Origin of the sequence: Streptococcus sp. DTU_2020_1001019_1_SI_AUS_MUR_006 (assembly GCF_032340315.1) — a bacterium.
Classification (GTDB): Bacteria; Bacillota; Bacilli; order Lactobacillales; family Streptococcaceae; genus Streptococcus.
The window spans coordinates 328,581-341,258 of sequence record NZ_CP135436.1; the positions used below are offsets into that span (position 1 = coordinate 328,581).

General features: G+C 41.2%; 22 protein-coding genes. All 22 read right to left on the reverse strand.

Annotated features, from left to right (window positions below; genetic code table 11):
- Positions 1 to 74 precede the first annotated feature (74 nt).
- The 22 genes from rplF to nrdD all read right to left on the reverse strand — a co-directional run bounded on the left by rplF (position 75) and on the right by nrdD (position 12,635).
- Positions 75 to 611, reverse strand: a complete 537-nt coding sequence (gene rplF, locus RRU92_RS01635; RefSeq protein ID WP_000086625.1) for a 50S ribosomal protein L6 — start codon at positions 609 to 611, stop codon at positions 75 to 77.
- Positions 612 to 798: 187 nt separating this feature from the next.
- Positions 799 to 1,197, reverse strand: coding sequence for a 30S ribosomal protein S8 (rpsH, locus tag RRU92_RS01640; RefSeq protein ID WP_000245504.1), 399 nt, complete (start codon positions 1,195 to 1,197; stop codon positions 799 to 801).
- Positions 1,198 to 1,409: 212 nt separating this feature from the next.
- Positions 1,410 to 1,595 (reverse strand): type Z 30S ribosomal protein S14, encoded by a 186-nt coding sequence (locus RRU92_RS01645; protein WP_001085699.1) that lies wholly within the window; start codon positions 1,593 to 1,595, stop codon positions 1,410 to 1,412.
- Positions 1,596 to 1,612: 17 nt separating this feature from the next.
- A complete protein-coding gene (gene rplE / locus RRU92_RS01650) occupies positions 1,613 to 2,155 on the reverse strand; it encodes a 50S ribosomal protein L5 (RefSeq protein WP_000013542.1) in 543 nt (180 codons plus the stop codon).
- A 23-nt stretch (positions 2,156 to 2,178) separates the two neighbouring features.
- The gene (gene rplX, locus RRU92_RS01655; RefSeq protein ID WP_000497691.1) at positions 2,179 to 2,484 is read right to left on the reverse strand and encodes a 50S ribosomal protein L24; all 306 of its coding nucleotides are present in this window, start codon (positions 2,482 to 2,484) and stop codon (positions 2,179 to 2,181) included.
- An 83-nt stretch (positions 2,485 to 2,567) separates the two neighbouring features.
- A complete protein-coding gene (gene rplN, locus RRU92_RS01660) occupies positions 2,568 to 2,936 on the reverse strand; it encodes a 50S ribosomal protein L14 (protein WP_000616548.1) in 369 nt (122 codons plus the stop codon).
- Positions 2,937 to 2,961: 25 nt separating this feature from the next.
- The gene (rpsQ, locus tag RRU92_RS01665; protein ID WP_000440801.1) at positions 2,962 to 3,222 is read right to left on the reverse strand and encodes a 30S ribosomal protein S17; all 261 of its coding nucleotides are present in this window, start codon (positions 3,220 to 3,222) and stop codon (positions 2,962 to 2,964) included.
- A 24-nt stretch (positions 3,223 to 3,246) separates the two neighbouring features.
- Entirely contained in the window at positions 3,247 to 3,453 is a 207-nt protein-coding gene (gene rpmC, locus RRU92_RS01670; RefSeq protein WP_000772918.1) for a 50S ribosomal protein L29, read from the reverse strand.
- 9 nt (positions 3,454 to 3,462) lie between these two features.
- Entirely contained in the window at positions 3,463 to 3,876 is a 414-nt protein-coding gene (rplP, locus tag RRU92_RS01675) for a 50S ribosomal protein L16 (RefSeq protein ID WP_000960948.1), read from the reverse strand.
- Between the two features lie 3 nt (positions 3,877 to 3,879).
- Positions 3,880 to 4,533: a 30S ribosomal protein S3 gene (gene rpsC / locus RRU92_RS01680; RefSeq protein WP_000529936.1), complete on the reverse strand. Its 654-nt coding sequence runs from the start codon at positions 4,531 to 4,533 to the stop codon at positions 3,880 to 3,882.
- Between the two features lie 12 nt (positions 4,534 to 4,545).
- Complete coding sequence (rplV, locus tag RRU92_RS01685) at positions 4,546 to 4,890, reverse strand: 50S ribosomal protein L22 (protein ID WP_049548847.1); 345 nt, start codon at positions 4,888 to 4,890, stop codon at positions 4,546 to 4,548.
- A gap of 11 nt (positions 4,891 to 4,901) precedes the next feature.
- Positions 4,902 to 5,183, reverse strand: a complete 282-nt coding sequence (rpsS, locus tag RRU92_RS01690; protein WP_000533766.1) for a 30S ribosomal protein S19 — start codon at positions 5,181 to 5,183, stop codon at positions 4,902 to 4,904.
- Between the two features lie 104 nt (positions 5,184 to 5,287).
- Complete coding sequence (gene rplB / locus RRU92_RS01695) at positions 5,288 to 6,121, reverse strand: 50S ribosomal protein L2 (protein ID WP_075228994.1); 834 nt, start codon at positions 6,119 to 6,121, stop codon at positions 5,288 to 5,290.
- Between the two features lie 17 nt (positions 6,122 to 6,138).
- Positions 6,139 to 6,435 (reverse strand): 50S ribosomal protein L23, encoded by a 297-nt coding sequence (locus RRU92_RS01700; RefSeq protein WP_075228993.1) that lies wholly within the window; start codon positions 6,433 to 6,435, stop codon positions 6,139 to 6,141.
- Complete coding sequence (gene rplD, locus RRU92_RS01705) at positions 6,435 to 7,058, reverse strand: 50S ribosomal protein L4 (protein WP_000024549.1); 624 nt, start codon at positions 7,056 to 7,058, stop codon at positions 6,435 to 6,437. Before rplD ends, RRU92_RS01700 begins: the two co-directional genes overlap by 1 nt.
- 24 nt (positions 7,059 to 7,082) lie before the next feature.
- A complete protein-coding gene (gene rplC / locus RRU92_RS01710) occupies positions 7,083 to 7,709 on the reverse strand; it encodes a 50S ribosomal protein L3 (RefSeq protein WP_000160197.1) in 627 nt (208 codons plus the stop codon).
- A 216-nt stretch (positions 7,710 to 7,925) separates the two neighbouring features.
- Positions 7,926 to 8,234, reverse strand: a complete 309-nt coding sequence (gene rpsJ / locus RRU92_RS01715; protein ID WP_001284511.1) for a 30S ribosomal protein S10 — start codon at positions 8,232 to 8,234, stop codon at positions 7,926 to 7,928.
- Positions 8,235 to 8,525: 291 nt separating this feature from the next.
- The gene (locus tag RRU92_RS01720) at positions 8,526 to 9,140 is read right to left on the reverse strand and encodes a phosphoribulokinase (protein ID WP_315640149.1); all 615 of its coding nucleotides are present in this window, start codon (positions 9,138 to 9,140) and stop codon (positions 8,526 to 8,528) included.
- On the reverse strand, positions 9,137 to 9,733 hold the full coding sequence (nrdG, locus tag RRU92_RS01725) for an anaerobic ribonucleoside-triphosphate reductase activating protein (RefSeq protein WP_315640150.1): 597 nt from the start codon (positions 9,731 to 9,733) through the stop codon (positions 9,137 to 9,139). Before nrdG ends, RRU92_RS01720 begins: the two co-directional genes overlap by 4 nt.
- 4 nt (positions 9,734 to 9,737) lie before the next feature.
- Positions 9,738 to 10,238: a GNAT family N-acetyltransferase gene (locus tag RRU92_RS01730; protein ID WP_315640152.1), complete on the reverse strand. Its 501-nt coding sequence runs from the start codon at positions 10,236 to 10,238 to the stop codon at positions 9,738 to 9,740.
- A 37-nt stretch (positions 10,239 to 10,275) separates the two neighbouring features.
- Positions 10,276 to 10,416, reverse strand: a complete 141-nt coding sequence (locus RRU92_RS01735; protein WP_315640153.1) for a hypothetical protein — start codon at positions 10,414 to 10,416, stop codon at positions 10,276 to 10,278.
- An 11-nt stretch (positions 10,417 to 10,427) separates the two neighbouring features.
- Positions 10,428 to 12,635, reverse strand: coding sequence for an anaerobic ribonucleoside-triphosphate reductase (nrdD, locus tag RRU92_RS01740; RefSeq protein ID WP_315640155.1), 2,208 nt, complete (start codon positions 12,633 to 12,635; stop codon positions 10,428 to 10,430).
- Positions 12,636 to 12,678 lie beyond the last annotated feature (43 nt).

The window sequence follows — 12,678 nt, forward strand, 5'->3', positions numbered from 1 at the left end:
CTCTTTAGTTTTAAATCGTGTGCTATGCACAAAGTTGGAAATGATATTGGTGGCTGAAAATCAACCACTCAATATTATTTACCTGTTTTACCTTCTTTAAGACGAACATATTCGCCAACGTAACGGATACCTTTACCTTTGTATGGTTCTGGTGAACGAAGGCTACGTACGTAAGCAGCTGTTTGACCAACTACTTCTTTTGAAATTCCGCTAACAACGATTGTTGTTGGGTTTGGAAGTTCAAAAGTAATTCCTTCTGGAGCTTCAACTTCGTCTGGATGTGATTTACCAACAGCCAAAACAAGTTTTGATCCTTGAAGTTGTGCACGGTAACCAACCCCACGCATTTCAAGTTGTTTCTTGAATCCTTCTGATACACCAATAACCATGTTGTTCAAAAGAGCACGAGTAGTTCCGTGGATAGTTTTCATTTCTTTTGAATCGTTTGGACGGTGAAGAGTTACTTCAGTACCTTCCACACGAATTTCAATATCTTTTGAGAACTCACGAGTAAGTTCTCCTTTAGGTCCTTTTACAGTTACAACGTTGTCATTGTTAGTGATTTCAACACCAGCAGGCAACACGATAACTTTATTACCAATACGTGACATGTTTTTATTCTCCTGTTAAATTGTCAGGCCATGTTGGCCAGTTTTCACGGGGTTAAATCGATTTCTCGATTTAAAGGAATATTTAGGTTTCAATTTCAAAGTGAATCTAGGCATAGTCTAGCAGACATAACTTTGGGTTAGGCAAGAGACGATAACGACGAGTCACAAAGAAATTGGGAGCTAAATATTACCAAACGTAAGCGATAACCTCACCACCAACGTTCTTTTGGCGTGCTTCTTTATCAGTAAGCAAACCTTCAGAAGTTGAAAGGATAGCAATTCCAAGACCGTTAAGTACTTTTGGAAGGTCTTCACGTTTTTTGTAGACACGAAGTCCTGGTTTAGAAACACGTTTCAAGTTTGTGATAACTTTTTCACCGTTTGGTCCGTATTTAAGGAATACACGGATGATGCCTTGTTTGTCATCTTCGATGATTTCTACGTTCTTAACAAAACCTTCGCGTTTAAGGATTTCTGCAATCCCTTTTTTGATGTTTGATGCAGGTACTTCAAGTACTTCGTGTTTTGCTTGGTTAGCGTTACGAATACGAGTTAGGAAGTCTGCGATTGGGTCAGTCATAACCATTTTATTTTTCTCCTCTTACTAGTAGTTTGCAAGTTGCACTTGCTAGTTAATGATTGAGCTGGGCTCAGATAGTATTGACACATTCAAACAAGATAATCTCATTTGAACACGAGCTACAACCTGGGCAAAAAAGATAGATTTGTCTTGGAGCATCGCTCCTGCACCAAATCTCCTATTTTTGCTGGGGTTGTTACGCTCTTTGTATCATGATATTACCAAGATGCTTTTGTTACACCAGGGATTTGACCTTTATATGCCAATTCACGGAAGCAAACACGGCAAAGTTTAAACTTGCGGTAAACTGAGTGTGGACGTCCACAACGTTCACAGCGAGTGTATGCTTGAGTAGAGAACTTCGCTGGGCGTTTGTTCTTAGCAATCATAGATTTTTTAGCCATTAGTTATACCTCCTATATTATTTTGCAAAAGGCATTCCAAGGCCTGTAAGCAATGCACGTGACTCTTCGTCAGTGTTAGCAGTAGTTACGATAACGATGTCAAGACCACGAGTTTTGTCAACGTCATCAAAGTTGATTTCTGGGAAGATCAATTGTTCTTTCACACCAAGTGTGTAGTTTCCGCGTCCATCAAATGATTTTGTTGGAACACCATGGAAGTCACGCACACGTGGAAGTGAAACTGAAACCAATTTATCCAAGAATTCGTACATACGTTCACCACGAAGGGTAACTTTTGCACCGATCGCAACACCTTCACGAAGACGGAAGCCGGCGATTGATTTTTTAGCTTTAGTGATAAGTGGTTTTTGACCTGAGATAAGCGCCAATTCTTCAGCAGCTTTTTCAAGGCTTTTAGCGTTTGATACAGCTTCACCAACACCCATGTTCAAAACGATCTTATCTACTTTAGGCACAGCCATCACTGATGAGTAGTTGAATTGTTCTGTCAAAGCAGGAACTACTTCATTAAGATATTTTTCTTTTAAACGATTTGCCATTATACTTCTCCTTTCCTTCGTGATTAATCAAGCACTTCGCCTGATTTTTTGTTGTAGCGAACTTTTTTACCGTCTACAAATTTGTAACCAACACGACCAGCTACACCGTTTTTGTCCAAAACTTGAACGTTTGATACGTGGATAGCCGCTTCCTTCTCGATGATACCACCTTGAGGAAGTTCGTTAGTTGGACGTTGGTGTTTCTTAACGATATTAACACCTTCAACGATAACTTTGTTTACTTTTGGAAGGGCAGTAAGGACAACAGCTTCTGTTCCCTTATCTTTACCAGCGATTACGCGAACTTTGTCGCCTTTTTTTACAAACATTTTTTTCTCCTTTTATTCTTACGCCCAATGGGCACCCTGGCTAAGCCAGGGGACTGTGTTTGTTTGTTTTTGCTCTGTGAAAATTAAAGTACTTCTGGAGCAAGTGACACGATCTTCATGAAGCCACCTTCACGCAATTCACGTGCAACTGGGCCAAAGATACGTGTTCCGCGAGGAGTTTTGTCTTCACGGATGATAACTGCTGCGTTTTCGTCAAATTTGATGTATGAACCATCAGCACGACGAGCACCTGATTTAGTACGAACGATAACTGCTTTAACAACGTCACCTTTTTTAACCGCACCACCAGGAGTAGCTTGTTTTACAGATGCCACAATAACATCACCGATGTTCGCAAATTTACGTTTAGAACCACCAAGAACTTTGATAGTCAAGATTTCGCGTGCACCGCTGTTGTCTGCGACTTTCAAACGAGTTTCTGTTTGAATCATTTCAGTTTTCTCCTTTCAGGTTTGATTAAATGATAACCGCTTCTTCAACGACTTCTACAAGACGGAAACGTTTTGTAGCTGAAAGCGGACGAGTTTCCATGATACGTACGATATCGCCTTCTTTGGCAACATTGTTTTCATCATGTGCTTTGTATTTTTTAGAGTAGTTAATACGTTTACCATAGACTGGGTGGTTACGTTTTGTTTCAACTACAACTGTGATTGTCTTGTCCATTTTGTCAGATACAACACGTCCAACAAGAACTTTACGATTATTGCGTTCCATTGAAATTTCTCCTTCCCTAGTCTATTATTTCGCTTCAGATTGAACTGTTTTGATACGAGCGATTTGTTTTTTAACTTCTTTCAAGCGAGCTGTTTGTTCTAATTGACCAGTAGCAGCTTGGAAACGAAGTTCAAACAATTCTTTTTTCAATTCGTTTTCGCGCTTCGCGAGTTCTTCTTGAGAAAGACCACGAAGTTCTTTAACAAATTCTTTTACTTCATTAAGTTTCATGCCTTCTCCTTATTCTGCTTCACGTTTTACGAATTTACATTTAACTGGCAATTTGTGGCTTGCAAGACGAAGCGCTTCGCGAGCGATCTCTTCAGATACACCAGCAACTTCAAACATTACTTTACCACGTTTAACTGGTGCTACCCAACCTTCAGGTGCCCCTTTACCAGATCCCATACGAACCCCGATAGCTTTTGCTGTGTATGATTTGTGTGGGAAGATTTTAATCCAAACTTTACCACCACGTTTCATGTAACGAGTCATGGCGATACGAGCAGCTTCGATTTGGCGGTTAGTGATCCAGTGGCTAGTTGTAGCTTGAAGACCGTATTCACCGAATGCTACTTCTTTACCACCTTTAGCTTCACCGCGCATTTTACCACGGAATTCACGACGGTGTTTAACACGTTTAGGTACTAACATTGGTTATTTACCTCCTTTAGTGTTTTTACGAGCTGGAAGAACTTCACCACGGTAGATCCATACTTTAACACCAAGTTTACCGTATGTAGTGTCTGCTTCTTCCCAAGCGTAATCGATATCTGCACGAAGTGTGTGAAGTGGAACAGTTCCTTCAGAGTATCCTTCAGCACGGGCGATATCTGCACCGTTCAAACGACCTGATACTTGAGTTTTGATCCCTTTAGCTCCAGCACGCATTGCACGTTGGATTGCTTGTTTTTGTGCACGACGGAAAGCAACACGTTGCTCCAATTGACGAGCAATTCCTTCACCTACAAGGTGAGCATCCAAATCAGGTTGTTTGATTTCGATGATGTTGATGTGTACTTGTTTTCCAGTCAATTTGTTAAGTTTTGCACGGAGTGCATCAACGTTAGCACCACCTTTACCGATAACCATACCTGGTTTAGCAGTGTGAAGTGAAACGTTAACTTTGTTTACTGCACGTTCAATTTCAATAGTTGAAACTGCCGCGTCAGCAAGTTCTTTTTGAACGAATTTACGGATTGCAAGATCTTCATGAAGGTAATCCGCGTATTCTTTTTCAGCATACCATTTGGCATCCCAATCACGGATGATGCCGACACGCATACCAATTGGATGTACTTTTTGACCCACGATTTTACCTCCTTATTTTTCTGCAACAGCTACAGTGATGTGAGCTGTACGTTTGTTGATTGGTGAAGCTGAACCTTTCGCACGTGGACGGAAACGTTTCATAGTTGGTCCTTCATTTGCGAATGCTTCAGATACTACCAAGTTAGCTTTATCCAAACCAAGGTTATTTTCAGCGTTAGCTACAGCTGAGTTCAAAACTTTCAAGATGATCTCAGCAGCTTTGTTTGGAGTGAATGTCAAGATTGCAATAGCATCGGCTACGCTTTTACCACGAATGTTGTCAAGAACAAGACGTGATTTACGAGGTGAAACACGTACTGTACGAGCCATTGCTTTAGCTGAAGTAATTTCTGCCATTTATGTTCTCCTTATTTTCTACGTGTTTTCTTGTCGTCTGCAGCATGACCTTTGTAAGTACGAGTTGGTGCGAATTCACCAAGTTTGTGACCTACCATGTCTTCTTGGATGTAAACAGGTACGTGTTTACGTCCATCATAAACTGCGATAGTGTAACCAATGAAACTTGGGAAAATCGTTGAACGACGTGACCAAGTTTTAATAACTTTTTTCTTTTCGTCGTTAGCTTGAGCTTCAACTTTTTTCATCAAATGCTCATCGACGAAAGGTCCTTTTTTAAGACTGCGTCCCATTTTTATTTTTTCTCCTTTAAATGTTGTACCACAGCGGCTTGCGCTCTCAAGGAGCGCTACCGAGCTGGCGGAATGTCCTAGTTGCTTAAGCGACTAGTTTTAAATTATTTCTCGTTGCGACGACGAACGATAAGTTTGTCAGATTTCGCTTTCTTGTTACGAGTTTTAAGACCAAGAGCAGGTTTGCCCCATGGAGTTGATGGTGCTTTACGACCAACTGGTGCTTTACCTTCACCACCACCGTGTGGGTGATCGTTAGGGTTCATTACAGAACCACGAACTGTTGGACGGATACCTTTCCAACGGCTGCGTCCTGCTTTACCAAGGTTAACAAGTCCATGTTGTTCGTTTCCGACAACACCAACTGTTGCACGACAAGTTCCAAGAATCATACGAACTTCGCCTGATTGAAGACGAACAAGAACATATTTACCTTCTTGACCCAATACTTGAGCAGAAGCTCCAGCAGCACGAACCAATTCACCACCACGACCTGGTTTCAATTCAATGTTGTGAACCAAAGTACCAACTGGGATGTTAGCAAGTGGAAGAGCGTTACCTACTTTGATATCAGCTTCAGGACCTGAAACAATACGTTGACCAACTTCAAGACCTTTTGGAGCGATAATGTAAGCTTTCACACCGTCAGTGTAGTGTACAAGAGCGATGTTTGCAGAACGGTTTGGATCGTACTCGATAGTTTTAACAACTGCTTCAACGTTGTCTTTGTTACGTTTGAAGTCAACCAAACGGTAGAAACGTTTGTGTCCACCACCGTGGTGACGAACAGTGATGCGACCGTTGTTGTTACGACCAGCCTGTTTCTTCAAAGCAACAAGCAAAGATTTCTCAGGTGTGCTTGTTGTGATTTCAGCGAAATCCAAAGAAGTCATATTACGGCGACCGTTTGTTGTTGGTTTATAAACACGAATTCCCACGATATTTCCTCCTTAGATTATTCAGCTTCAGCAGCGAACAACTCGATTGCTTTTGAATCAGCTGTAAGTGTGATGATAGCTTTTTTAGTTTTGTTAGTAAAACCAGTGTAACGTCCAACACGTTTAGCTTTTGGTTTTACGTTGATTGTGTTAACATTTGCAACTTTAACACCTTCGAATGAAGCTTCAACAGCTTGTTTAATCAAAAGTTTGTGTGCACGAGTGTCAACTTCAAATACATATTTCCCTGCTTCAAGTTGAGCCATTGAGCTTTCAGTGATTACAGGTTTTTTGATAACATCATACAAATTCATTATGCAAGAACCTCCTCGATTTTAGAGATAGCTGCTTGAGTAACAAGAAGTTTGTCACTATTTGCGATGTCAAGAACACTTGCAGTTGTAGCAGTCGCAACTTTCACGTTTGGAAGGTTACGAGCTGAGAGAGCTGCGAATTCGTTTCCTTCTTCAAGAATAACAAGGACTTTAGAATCGATGCTCAAAGCTGCAAGAACTTTTGCAAATTCAGCAGTTTTTGGAGCTGTAAATTCAAGAGAATCAACGGCTACAAATTTATTTTCAGCAACTTTTTCTGAGTAAACAGATTTAAGTGCAAGGCGACGAACTTTTTGAGGAAGTTTGTACGCATAGCTACGTGGAGTTGGTCCGAAGACGATTCCACCACCACGCCATTGTGGAGAGCGGATAGAACCTTGACGAGCACGTCCAGTTCCTTTTTGACGCCATGGTTTGCGTCCGCCACCTGAAACAGCTGAGCGGTTTTTAACTGCGTGAGTTCCTTGACGAAGGCTAGCACGTTGGCTGATGATCACATCAAACACAACAGATTGGTTTGGTTCGATACCAAAGATTGCATCGTTAAGAACAACTTCGCCCGCTTGTTTACCAGTTTGGTCGAATAATGTTACATTTGCCATTTTGACTGTATTCCCCTTTCCTTATTATTTACCAGCTTTAACTGCTGACTTGATAGTGATAAGAGATTTCTTAGCACCTGGTACGTTACCTTTGATAAGGATAACGTTCTTTTCTGGAACAACTTGTACAACTTCAAGGTTTTGAATTGTTACACGGTCGCCACCCATACGTCCTGCAAGGTTTTTACCTTTGAATACGCGGTTAGGTGCAACAGGTCCCATAGAACCTGGACGACGGTGGTAACGAGAACCGTGAGCCATTGGTCCACGTGATTGTCCGTGGCGTTTGATAACACCTTGGAAACCTTTACCTTTAGAAGTACCAGTTACGTCAACAACGTCTCCAGCTGCGAATGTTTCAACAGTGATTTCAGCACCAACTTCCAAGCCTTCAACGTTTTTGAATTCACGAATGAAGCGCTTAGGAGCCGTGTTAGCTTTCGCTACATGTCCTTTAGCAGGTTTGTTGCTCAATACTTCGCGTTTGTCATCGAAACCAACTTGGATAGCGTTGTATCCGTCTGTTTCAACAGTTTTAACTTGAAGAACAACGTTTGGAGTTGCTTCAATAACTGTTACAGGGATCAATTCGCCAGCTTCAGTGAAGATTTGAGTCATTCCCACTTTTTTCCCTAAGATTCCTTTTGTCATGAGAAAATAGTTCCTTTTCTATATTTTTTATTCAAAAAGTTTTTAACGAGCGTTTTTTATGCTCAAGTCTAAGATACAAAGGGCGTCAAACTCTAAGTGAAAATAGGAAACTGACGCAGTGTCTTGCAGACACTAGGAAGTTTATCTTTTTCACACCGAGTTTAGCCCGTGTTCAATTCAATTGAAACACCAGCTTTTGCTCTTTTATATTTTAGATTAAAGTTTGATTTCTACGTTTACACCACTTGGAAGATCCAATTTCATCAAAGCGTCAACTGTTTTTTGAGTTGGGTTGATGATATCGATCAAACGTTTGTGTGTACGCATTTCAAATTGTTCGCGAGAGTCTTTATATTTGTGAGTCGCACGAATAATTGTGTAGAGGCTACGTTCAGTTGGAAGTGGGATTGGACCTGCAACTTCTGCACCTGTACGAGTAGCTGATTCTACGATTTTAGCAGCCGCTGTGTCAAGCGTACGGTGTTCGTAAGCTTTCAAACGGATACGGATTTTTTTGTTTGCCATCTTTTTCTCCTTTTCGTCTATTTAAGATAATAGGCTAGCTCCACAAGAAAACCGACGCGCGTTGCGTGGCAATGCAACCGAGCGTGTCGCAACCTCTTGCATCAAAGCTAAGGCTGTAATTTGCAGCACCATAATAGAATAACACAAAGCCCTTGCGATTGCAAGGGATTTGACAAGTTTTTTTAAATTTTTCGAATGAAACTGTTTTCTTTTTATGAATGACGAAATTACTCTCTGCCTGGAAATTAATTTTAAGCTTTTCTTCTTATAAAATAAATATAAAATAAATGATTAATATTTGATGATAAATTGATTTCCTGATTGATCTACCAAGATATCTGCCATTGACTCGGTTGTTTTATAGTATCGTAGATACTGCTCTCGTCTCATCTGCTGACTAGCCAATATAAAGGATGTATCGCCATTTCTCACAGTCGTATCTCGAGCTAGACGTCTCTTTAATTCTGTCTCTTCATCCGTGTAGAAACAAACAGTTTTATCAAAGAGTTCCTTTGGTAGAAAACCCACAGACATCCCTTCGACTATCAGAATTGGTTTTGCTCCCGATAAGACCTCACTAGCCTTCCAAGGTTCTTCGATTGTCAAGACATCCATACCCGCTTGCAAGGCGAGAATATCTCTTTGTAAACTTGCTAGCTCATGTGCCACTGGTAAACATGCTGTTACCTTTTGGTCTGGTGTCTCTTTAGGTACTACTAAATGTCGACCCGAAGTAATATAGGGATCTGTCTCTAGTAAATTTACATTTTCAGAATCTAAAACTTGGAACAATTCTTGAGCAAAAGTTGTTTTTCCTGATGCTCCATGCCCGTAGATACCTAGCGTTTTTACTTTTCCCGACTCTATTTCTGATACTAGTCTTTCTATTAACTCTTTTTTCTTCATTCTCTCTTCACCTGTTCATAGCTTTCTTTCCCATCGTTTAGTTTCTCCCAAATAACTACTTTTCCACTTTGCAGAGATTTTTGTACATCGATAATCCGTTGGTTGGAAGAGCCACGGAACTGAAGCATGAGATTACGCTTGCTTTTATCATACCGTCCATCGACAAGAATATCAATCATAGACAAGAGTTCTAGCTTATCTGGTGTCTCGAGCATCATCTCTTCCCAAGTATAGCCTGTCCAAGACCAGATGTCTTTTTCTGGCAATTCTTTCCGGATACGTTTCACGAGAGGCAAGAGTATTCCTGTATTGAGGAAAGGTTCTCCTCCTAATAAAGTCAATCCTTGAACATAGGGTTGGGCAAGATCTGCCATGATTTGTTCTTCTAACTCTGGTGTATAGGGAATGCCAGCATTGAAAGACCAGGTCGCTACGTTGTAGCAACCTTCACAGTGAAACATACAGCCTGCTACATAGAGAGAATTGCGCACTCCCTCTCCATCGACAAAGTTAAAAGCCTTATAGTCAATGATGCGCCCTTGACTGAGTTCTTCACTCTTCCACTCGCCTGGTTTTGGTGTATTCCATGTCATCCTTCTACTCCAAGTCTATCCAATAGCGCTCCGTTCCATTTCGAACATCCTCCAACTCTCCATCATTAGCTAAGATAACAGCTCGGCTGGCAGGATTTTCTGTGCTACAAGTCACAAGCGCTCGTTTGATATTCTTTCCCTTAGCAACTTGTAGACCTTGTCGGAGGGATTCTTTCGCATAACCCTTACCTCTTTCAGATGGACGAATGGAATAGCCAATGTGGCCTGCATGATTCAGCAAGCCCTCATTTAGTCTCAATCGCAGATTCAAAAATCCTAGAGCACGACCTACAGCATCAAATGATACAAATTGAATAGAAGGAACACGATTTTCAGGCAAATTTATTCCCATTTCTTTTTGCATATTTGTCTCCAACCACTCTTCATAATCAAAATTCTCAGCATCCCAAAATCCGCCATCATGGGCTGACTGGCTCTGTTCAAACTCTGCCATCATCTCTAAAACTGTTTCTTTATCTGCCAATGTCGGTTTGCGTAGTATCATCTTTACCTCCAACTAAGAGAAAAGCGAGAGCGGACTCTCACTTTTTCTTATTCTTATTTAAAAATTGCTCTCTTAGGCTAGCCACTCGGTCTTTTCTATTGCTTCCACCTTTTGAATGTTTCTCGTGGAACCGTTGAACCAAAGCCTTGCCCTTATCGTCTAATTGATATTTTCCCATTCTATCTCTTTCTAATTTCTTACTTCATGTCCTGCCGTTTTAATTGTAGAACCGTTCATGTGTTTCACACGCGCAGCAATTTCCTTGTGCCTTCCATTAACCATCGGACGGGCTTGTGGGTTCCCAAGATAGCCACAGGTCCGTTTAACCACATCTACTGTTTTAGGATCGTTATTCCCACAGTTAGGACAAGCAAATCCTCTCTCAGTAGGTTCAAAATCTCCTTCAAAATCACACTTGTAGCAACGGTCAATCGGAGTATTGGTTCCGAGATAACCTACACGGTCATAAGCATAATCCCAAACAGCTTCCAAAGCCTTTGGATTTTGTTGGAGAACTGGGTACTCGCAGTAGTGGATAAAGCCACCAGATGCACCCGCTTCTGGGTAGACTTTCTCAAAGTCCAATTTTTCAAAAGGTGTTGGATTTTTGCGGACATCATAATGGAAGGAATTTGTGTAGTATTCTTTATCTGTGATATCTGGAATAGAGCCGAATTTCTCCGTATCCAAGCGACAGAAACGGTCTGTCAAACTTTCAGATGGTGTCGAATAGATAGAAAAGTGATATCCATATTGGTCAGACCACTCTTCCACTCGATGTTTCATATCTCGAATGATATCAAGGGTGAATTCTTTAGCTTCTGGATTGGTTTCCCAATTATTATCAAAGAAGACAGTCGCTACTTCATAAAGTCCAATGTAGCCAAGCGAAACAGTAGCACGGCGATTCTTAAAGAGCTCGTCAACACTTTCTTCCTTACCAAGACGACGGCCAAAAGCTCCGTATTGATAAAGGATAGGAGCATTAGCTGGAGTGGCTTCCTTGGTTCTTTCCACACGATAAACTAGAGCATCTTCAGCAATATTCATGCGCTCGTTGAAAATTTCCCAGAACTTATTCAGGTCGCCTTCTGATTCGAGGGCAATACGAGGAAGATTGACCGTCACCACCCCTAGATTCATACGGCCAGAGTTAACTTCAACTCCATCTTCATCCTTCCATCCTTGAAGGAAAGAACGACAACCCATAGGAACCTTGAAGGAACCTGTCAACTCGACAATCTTATCATAAGACAAGACATCCGGGTACATGCGCTTAGTTGCACACTCAAGAGCCAACTGTTTGATGTCGTAGTTAGGTGAACCTTCCTCCAAGTTAAGTCCTCTTTTAAGAGTGAAGATCAATTTAGGGAAGATAGCTGTACGATGTTCTGATCCCAACCCCTTGATTCGAATGTTCAAGATAGCCTTTTGAATTTCACGTTCAAAACGACTGGTTCCTAGACCGAAACCAAGAGAGGTAAATGGCGTTTGCCCATTTGATGTAAAGAGGGTATTAATCTCGTACTCTAGAGATTGCATGGCATCATAGATATCTTTTTGGGTTTTCTTCCAGGCGTACTCCTCACGCTTGTCAGGTAGTACCCATTCCTCCGCATCTTTGAGGTGTTTTTGGTAATTTTTTTCTGCATAAGGAGCCAAGACTTCATCAATACGGTCTGCTGAACAGCCTCCATACTGACTTGATGCAACGTTGGCGATGATTTGAGATATCTGAGCAGTTGCGGTCTGAATAGACTTAGGACTCTCTACCTCAGCATTCCCAATCTTAAAACCATTTTCCAACATGCCCTTGAAATCAATTAAACAGCAGTTAGTCATCGGGGTGTAAGGGCTATAGTCCAAATCGTGATAGTGGATATCCCCTTTTTGGTGGGCATTAGCTACGTGCTTAGGAAGCATTTGAAGGCCGATGGATTTCCCAACAATCCCTGCAGTCAAATCACGTTGGGTGTTAAAAACATCACTATCTTTATTAGCATTCTCATTGACAACTGCCTGGTCTTTGTTGAGAAGTTTATGGATACTGAAGTTAATATCTGTTGCTTTTGAACGCTCAAAATCCCTTTGTGTCCGATAGGTGATATATTCCTCTGCCAAGGCATATTCTTTAGCTTCCAACAACTCGTGTTCTACGATATTTTGAATTTCATAAATCTTAACTCCCTTTGGAAAGCGACTATGAATTTCTTTGACAATACGCTCAGTCAGAGCATTAAGGCGCTTTTCGACTAAGGGTGTCACGTCCATAACCTTGTCTGCCGCCTTGTGGAGAGCCTTGTCAATCTTGTCCACATCAAATACAACACGTCTCCCATCTCGTTTCTCGACGAAGAGAGTTGGCAAAATTGTAATTTTTTCTTCTAGTGCAATCATATGCATGCTCTTTTCTAAAATGTTCTTTCTAAAAAGTATTATA

What these genes read in the sequence shown, in the direction of transcription:
- rplF (WP_000086625.1), bottom strand. Translation starts at nt 611, where the DNA reads ATGTCACGTATTGGTAATAAAGTTATCGTGTTGCCTGCTGGTGTTGAA.
- rpsH (WP_000245504.1), bottom strand. Translation starts at nt 1,197, where the DNA reads ATGGTTATGACTGACCCAATCGCAGACTTCCTAACTCGTATTCGTAAC.
- RRU92_RS01645 (WP_001085699.1), bottom strand. Translation starts at nt 1,595, where the DNA reads ATGGCTAAAAAATCTATGATTGCTAAGAACAAACGCCCAGCGAAGTTC.
- rplE (WP_000013542.1), bottom strand. Translation starts at nt 2,155, where the DNA reads ATGGCAAATCGTTTAAAAGAAAAATATCTTAATGAAGTAGTTCCTGCT.
- rplX (WP_000497691.1), bottom strand. Translation starts at nt 2,484, where the DNA reads ATGTTTGTAAAAAAAGGCGACAAAGTTCGCGTAATCGCTGGTAAAGAT.
- rplN (WP_000616548.1), bottom strand. Translation starts at nt 2,936, where the DNA reads ATGATTCAAACAGAAACTCGTTTGAAAGTCGCAGACAACAGCGGTGCA.
- rpsQ (WP_000440801.1), bottom strand. Translation starts at nt 3,222, where the DNA reads ATGGAACGCAATAATCGTAAAGTTCTTGTTGGACGTGTTGTATCTGAC.
- rpmC (WP_000772918.1), bottom strand. Translation starts at nt 3,453, where the DNA reads ATGAAACTTAATGAAGTAAAAGAATTTGTTAAAGAACTTCGTGGTCTT.
- rplP (WP_000960948.1), bottom strand. Translation starts at nt 3,876, where the DNA reads ATGTTAGTACCTAAACGTGTTAAACACCGTCGTGAATTCCGTGGTAAA.
- rplV (WP_049548847.1), bottom strand. Translation starts at nt 4,890, where the DNA reads ATGGCAGAAATTACTTCAGCTAAAGCAATGGCTCGTACAGTACGTGTT.
- rpsS (WP_000533766.1), bottom strand. Translation starts at nt 5,183, where the DNA reads ATGGGACGCAGTCTTAAAAAAGGACCTTTCGTCGATGAGCATTTGATG.
- RRU92_RS01700 (WP_075228993.1), bottom strand. Translation starts at nt 6,435, where the DNA reads ATGAATTTGTATGATGTTATCAAAAAACCTGTAATCACTGAAAGCTCA.
- rplD (WP_000024549.1), bottom strand. Translation starts at nt 7,058, where the DNA reads ATGGCAAATGTAACATTATTCGACCAAACTGGTAAACAAGCGGGCGAA.
- rplC (WP_000160197.1), bottom strand. Translation starts at nt 7,709, where the DNA reads ATGACAAAAGGAATCTTAGGGAAAAAAGTGGGAATGACTCAAATCTTC.
- rpsJ (WP_001284511.1), bottom strand. Translation starts at nt 8,234, where the DNA reads ATGGCAAACAAAAAAATCCGTATCCGTTTGAAAGCTTACGAACACCGT.
- RRU92_RS01720 (WP_315640149.1), bottom strand. Translation starts at nt 9,140, where the DNA reads ATGAAGAAAAAAGAGTTAATAGAAAGACTAGTATCAGAAATAGAGTCG.
- nrdG (WP_315640150.1), bottom strand. Translation starts at nt 9,733, where the DNA reads ATGACATGGAATACACCAAAACCAGGCGAGTGGAAGAGTGAAGAACTC.
- RRU92_RS01730 (WP_315640152.1), bottom strand. Translation starts at nt 10,238, where the DNA reads ATGATACTACGCAAACCGACATTGGCAGATAAAGAAACAGTTTTAGAG.
- RRU92_RS01735 (WP_315640153.1), bottom strand. Translation starts at nt 10,416, where the DNA reads ATGGGAAAATATCAATTAGACGATAAGGGCAAGGCTTTGGTTCAACGG.
- nrdD (WP_315640155.1), bottom strand. Translation starts at nt 12,635, where the DNA reads ATGATTGCACTAGAAGAAAAAATTACAATTTTGCCAACTCTCTTCGTC.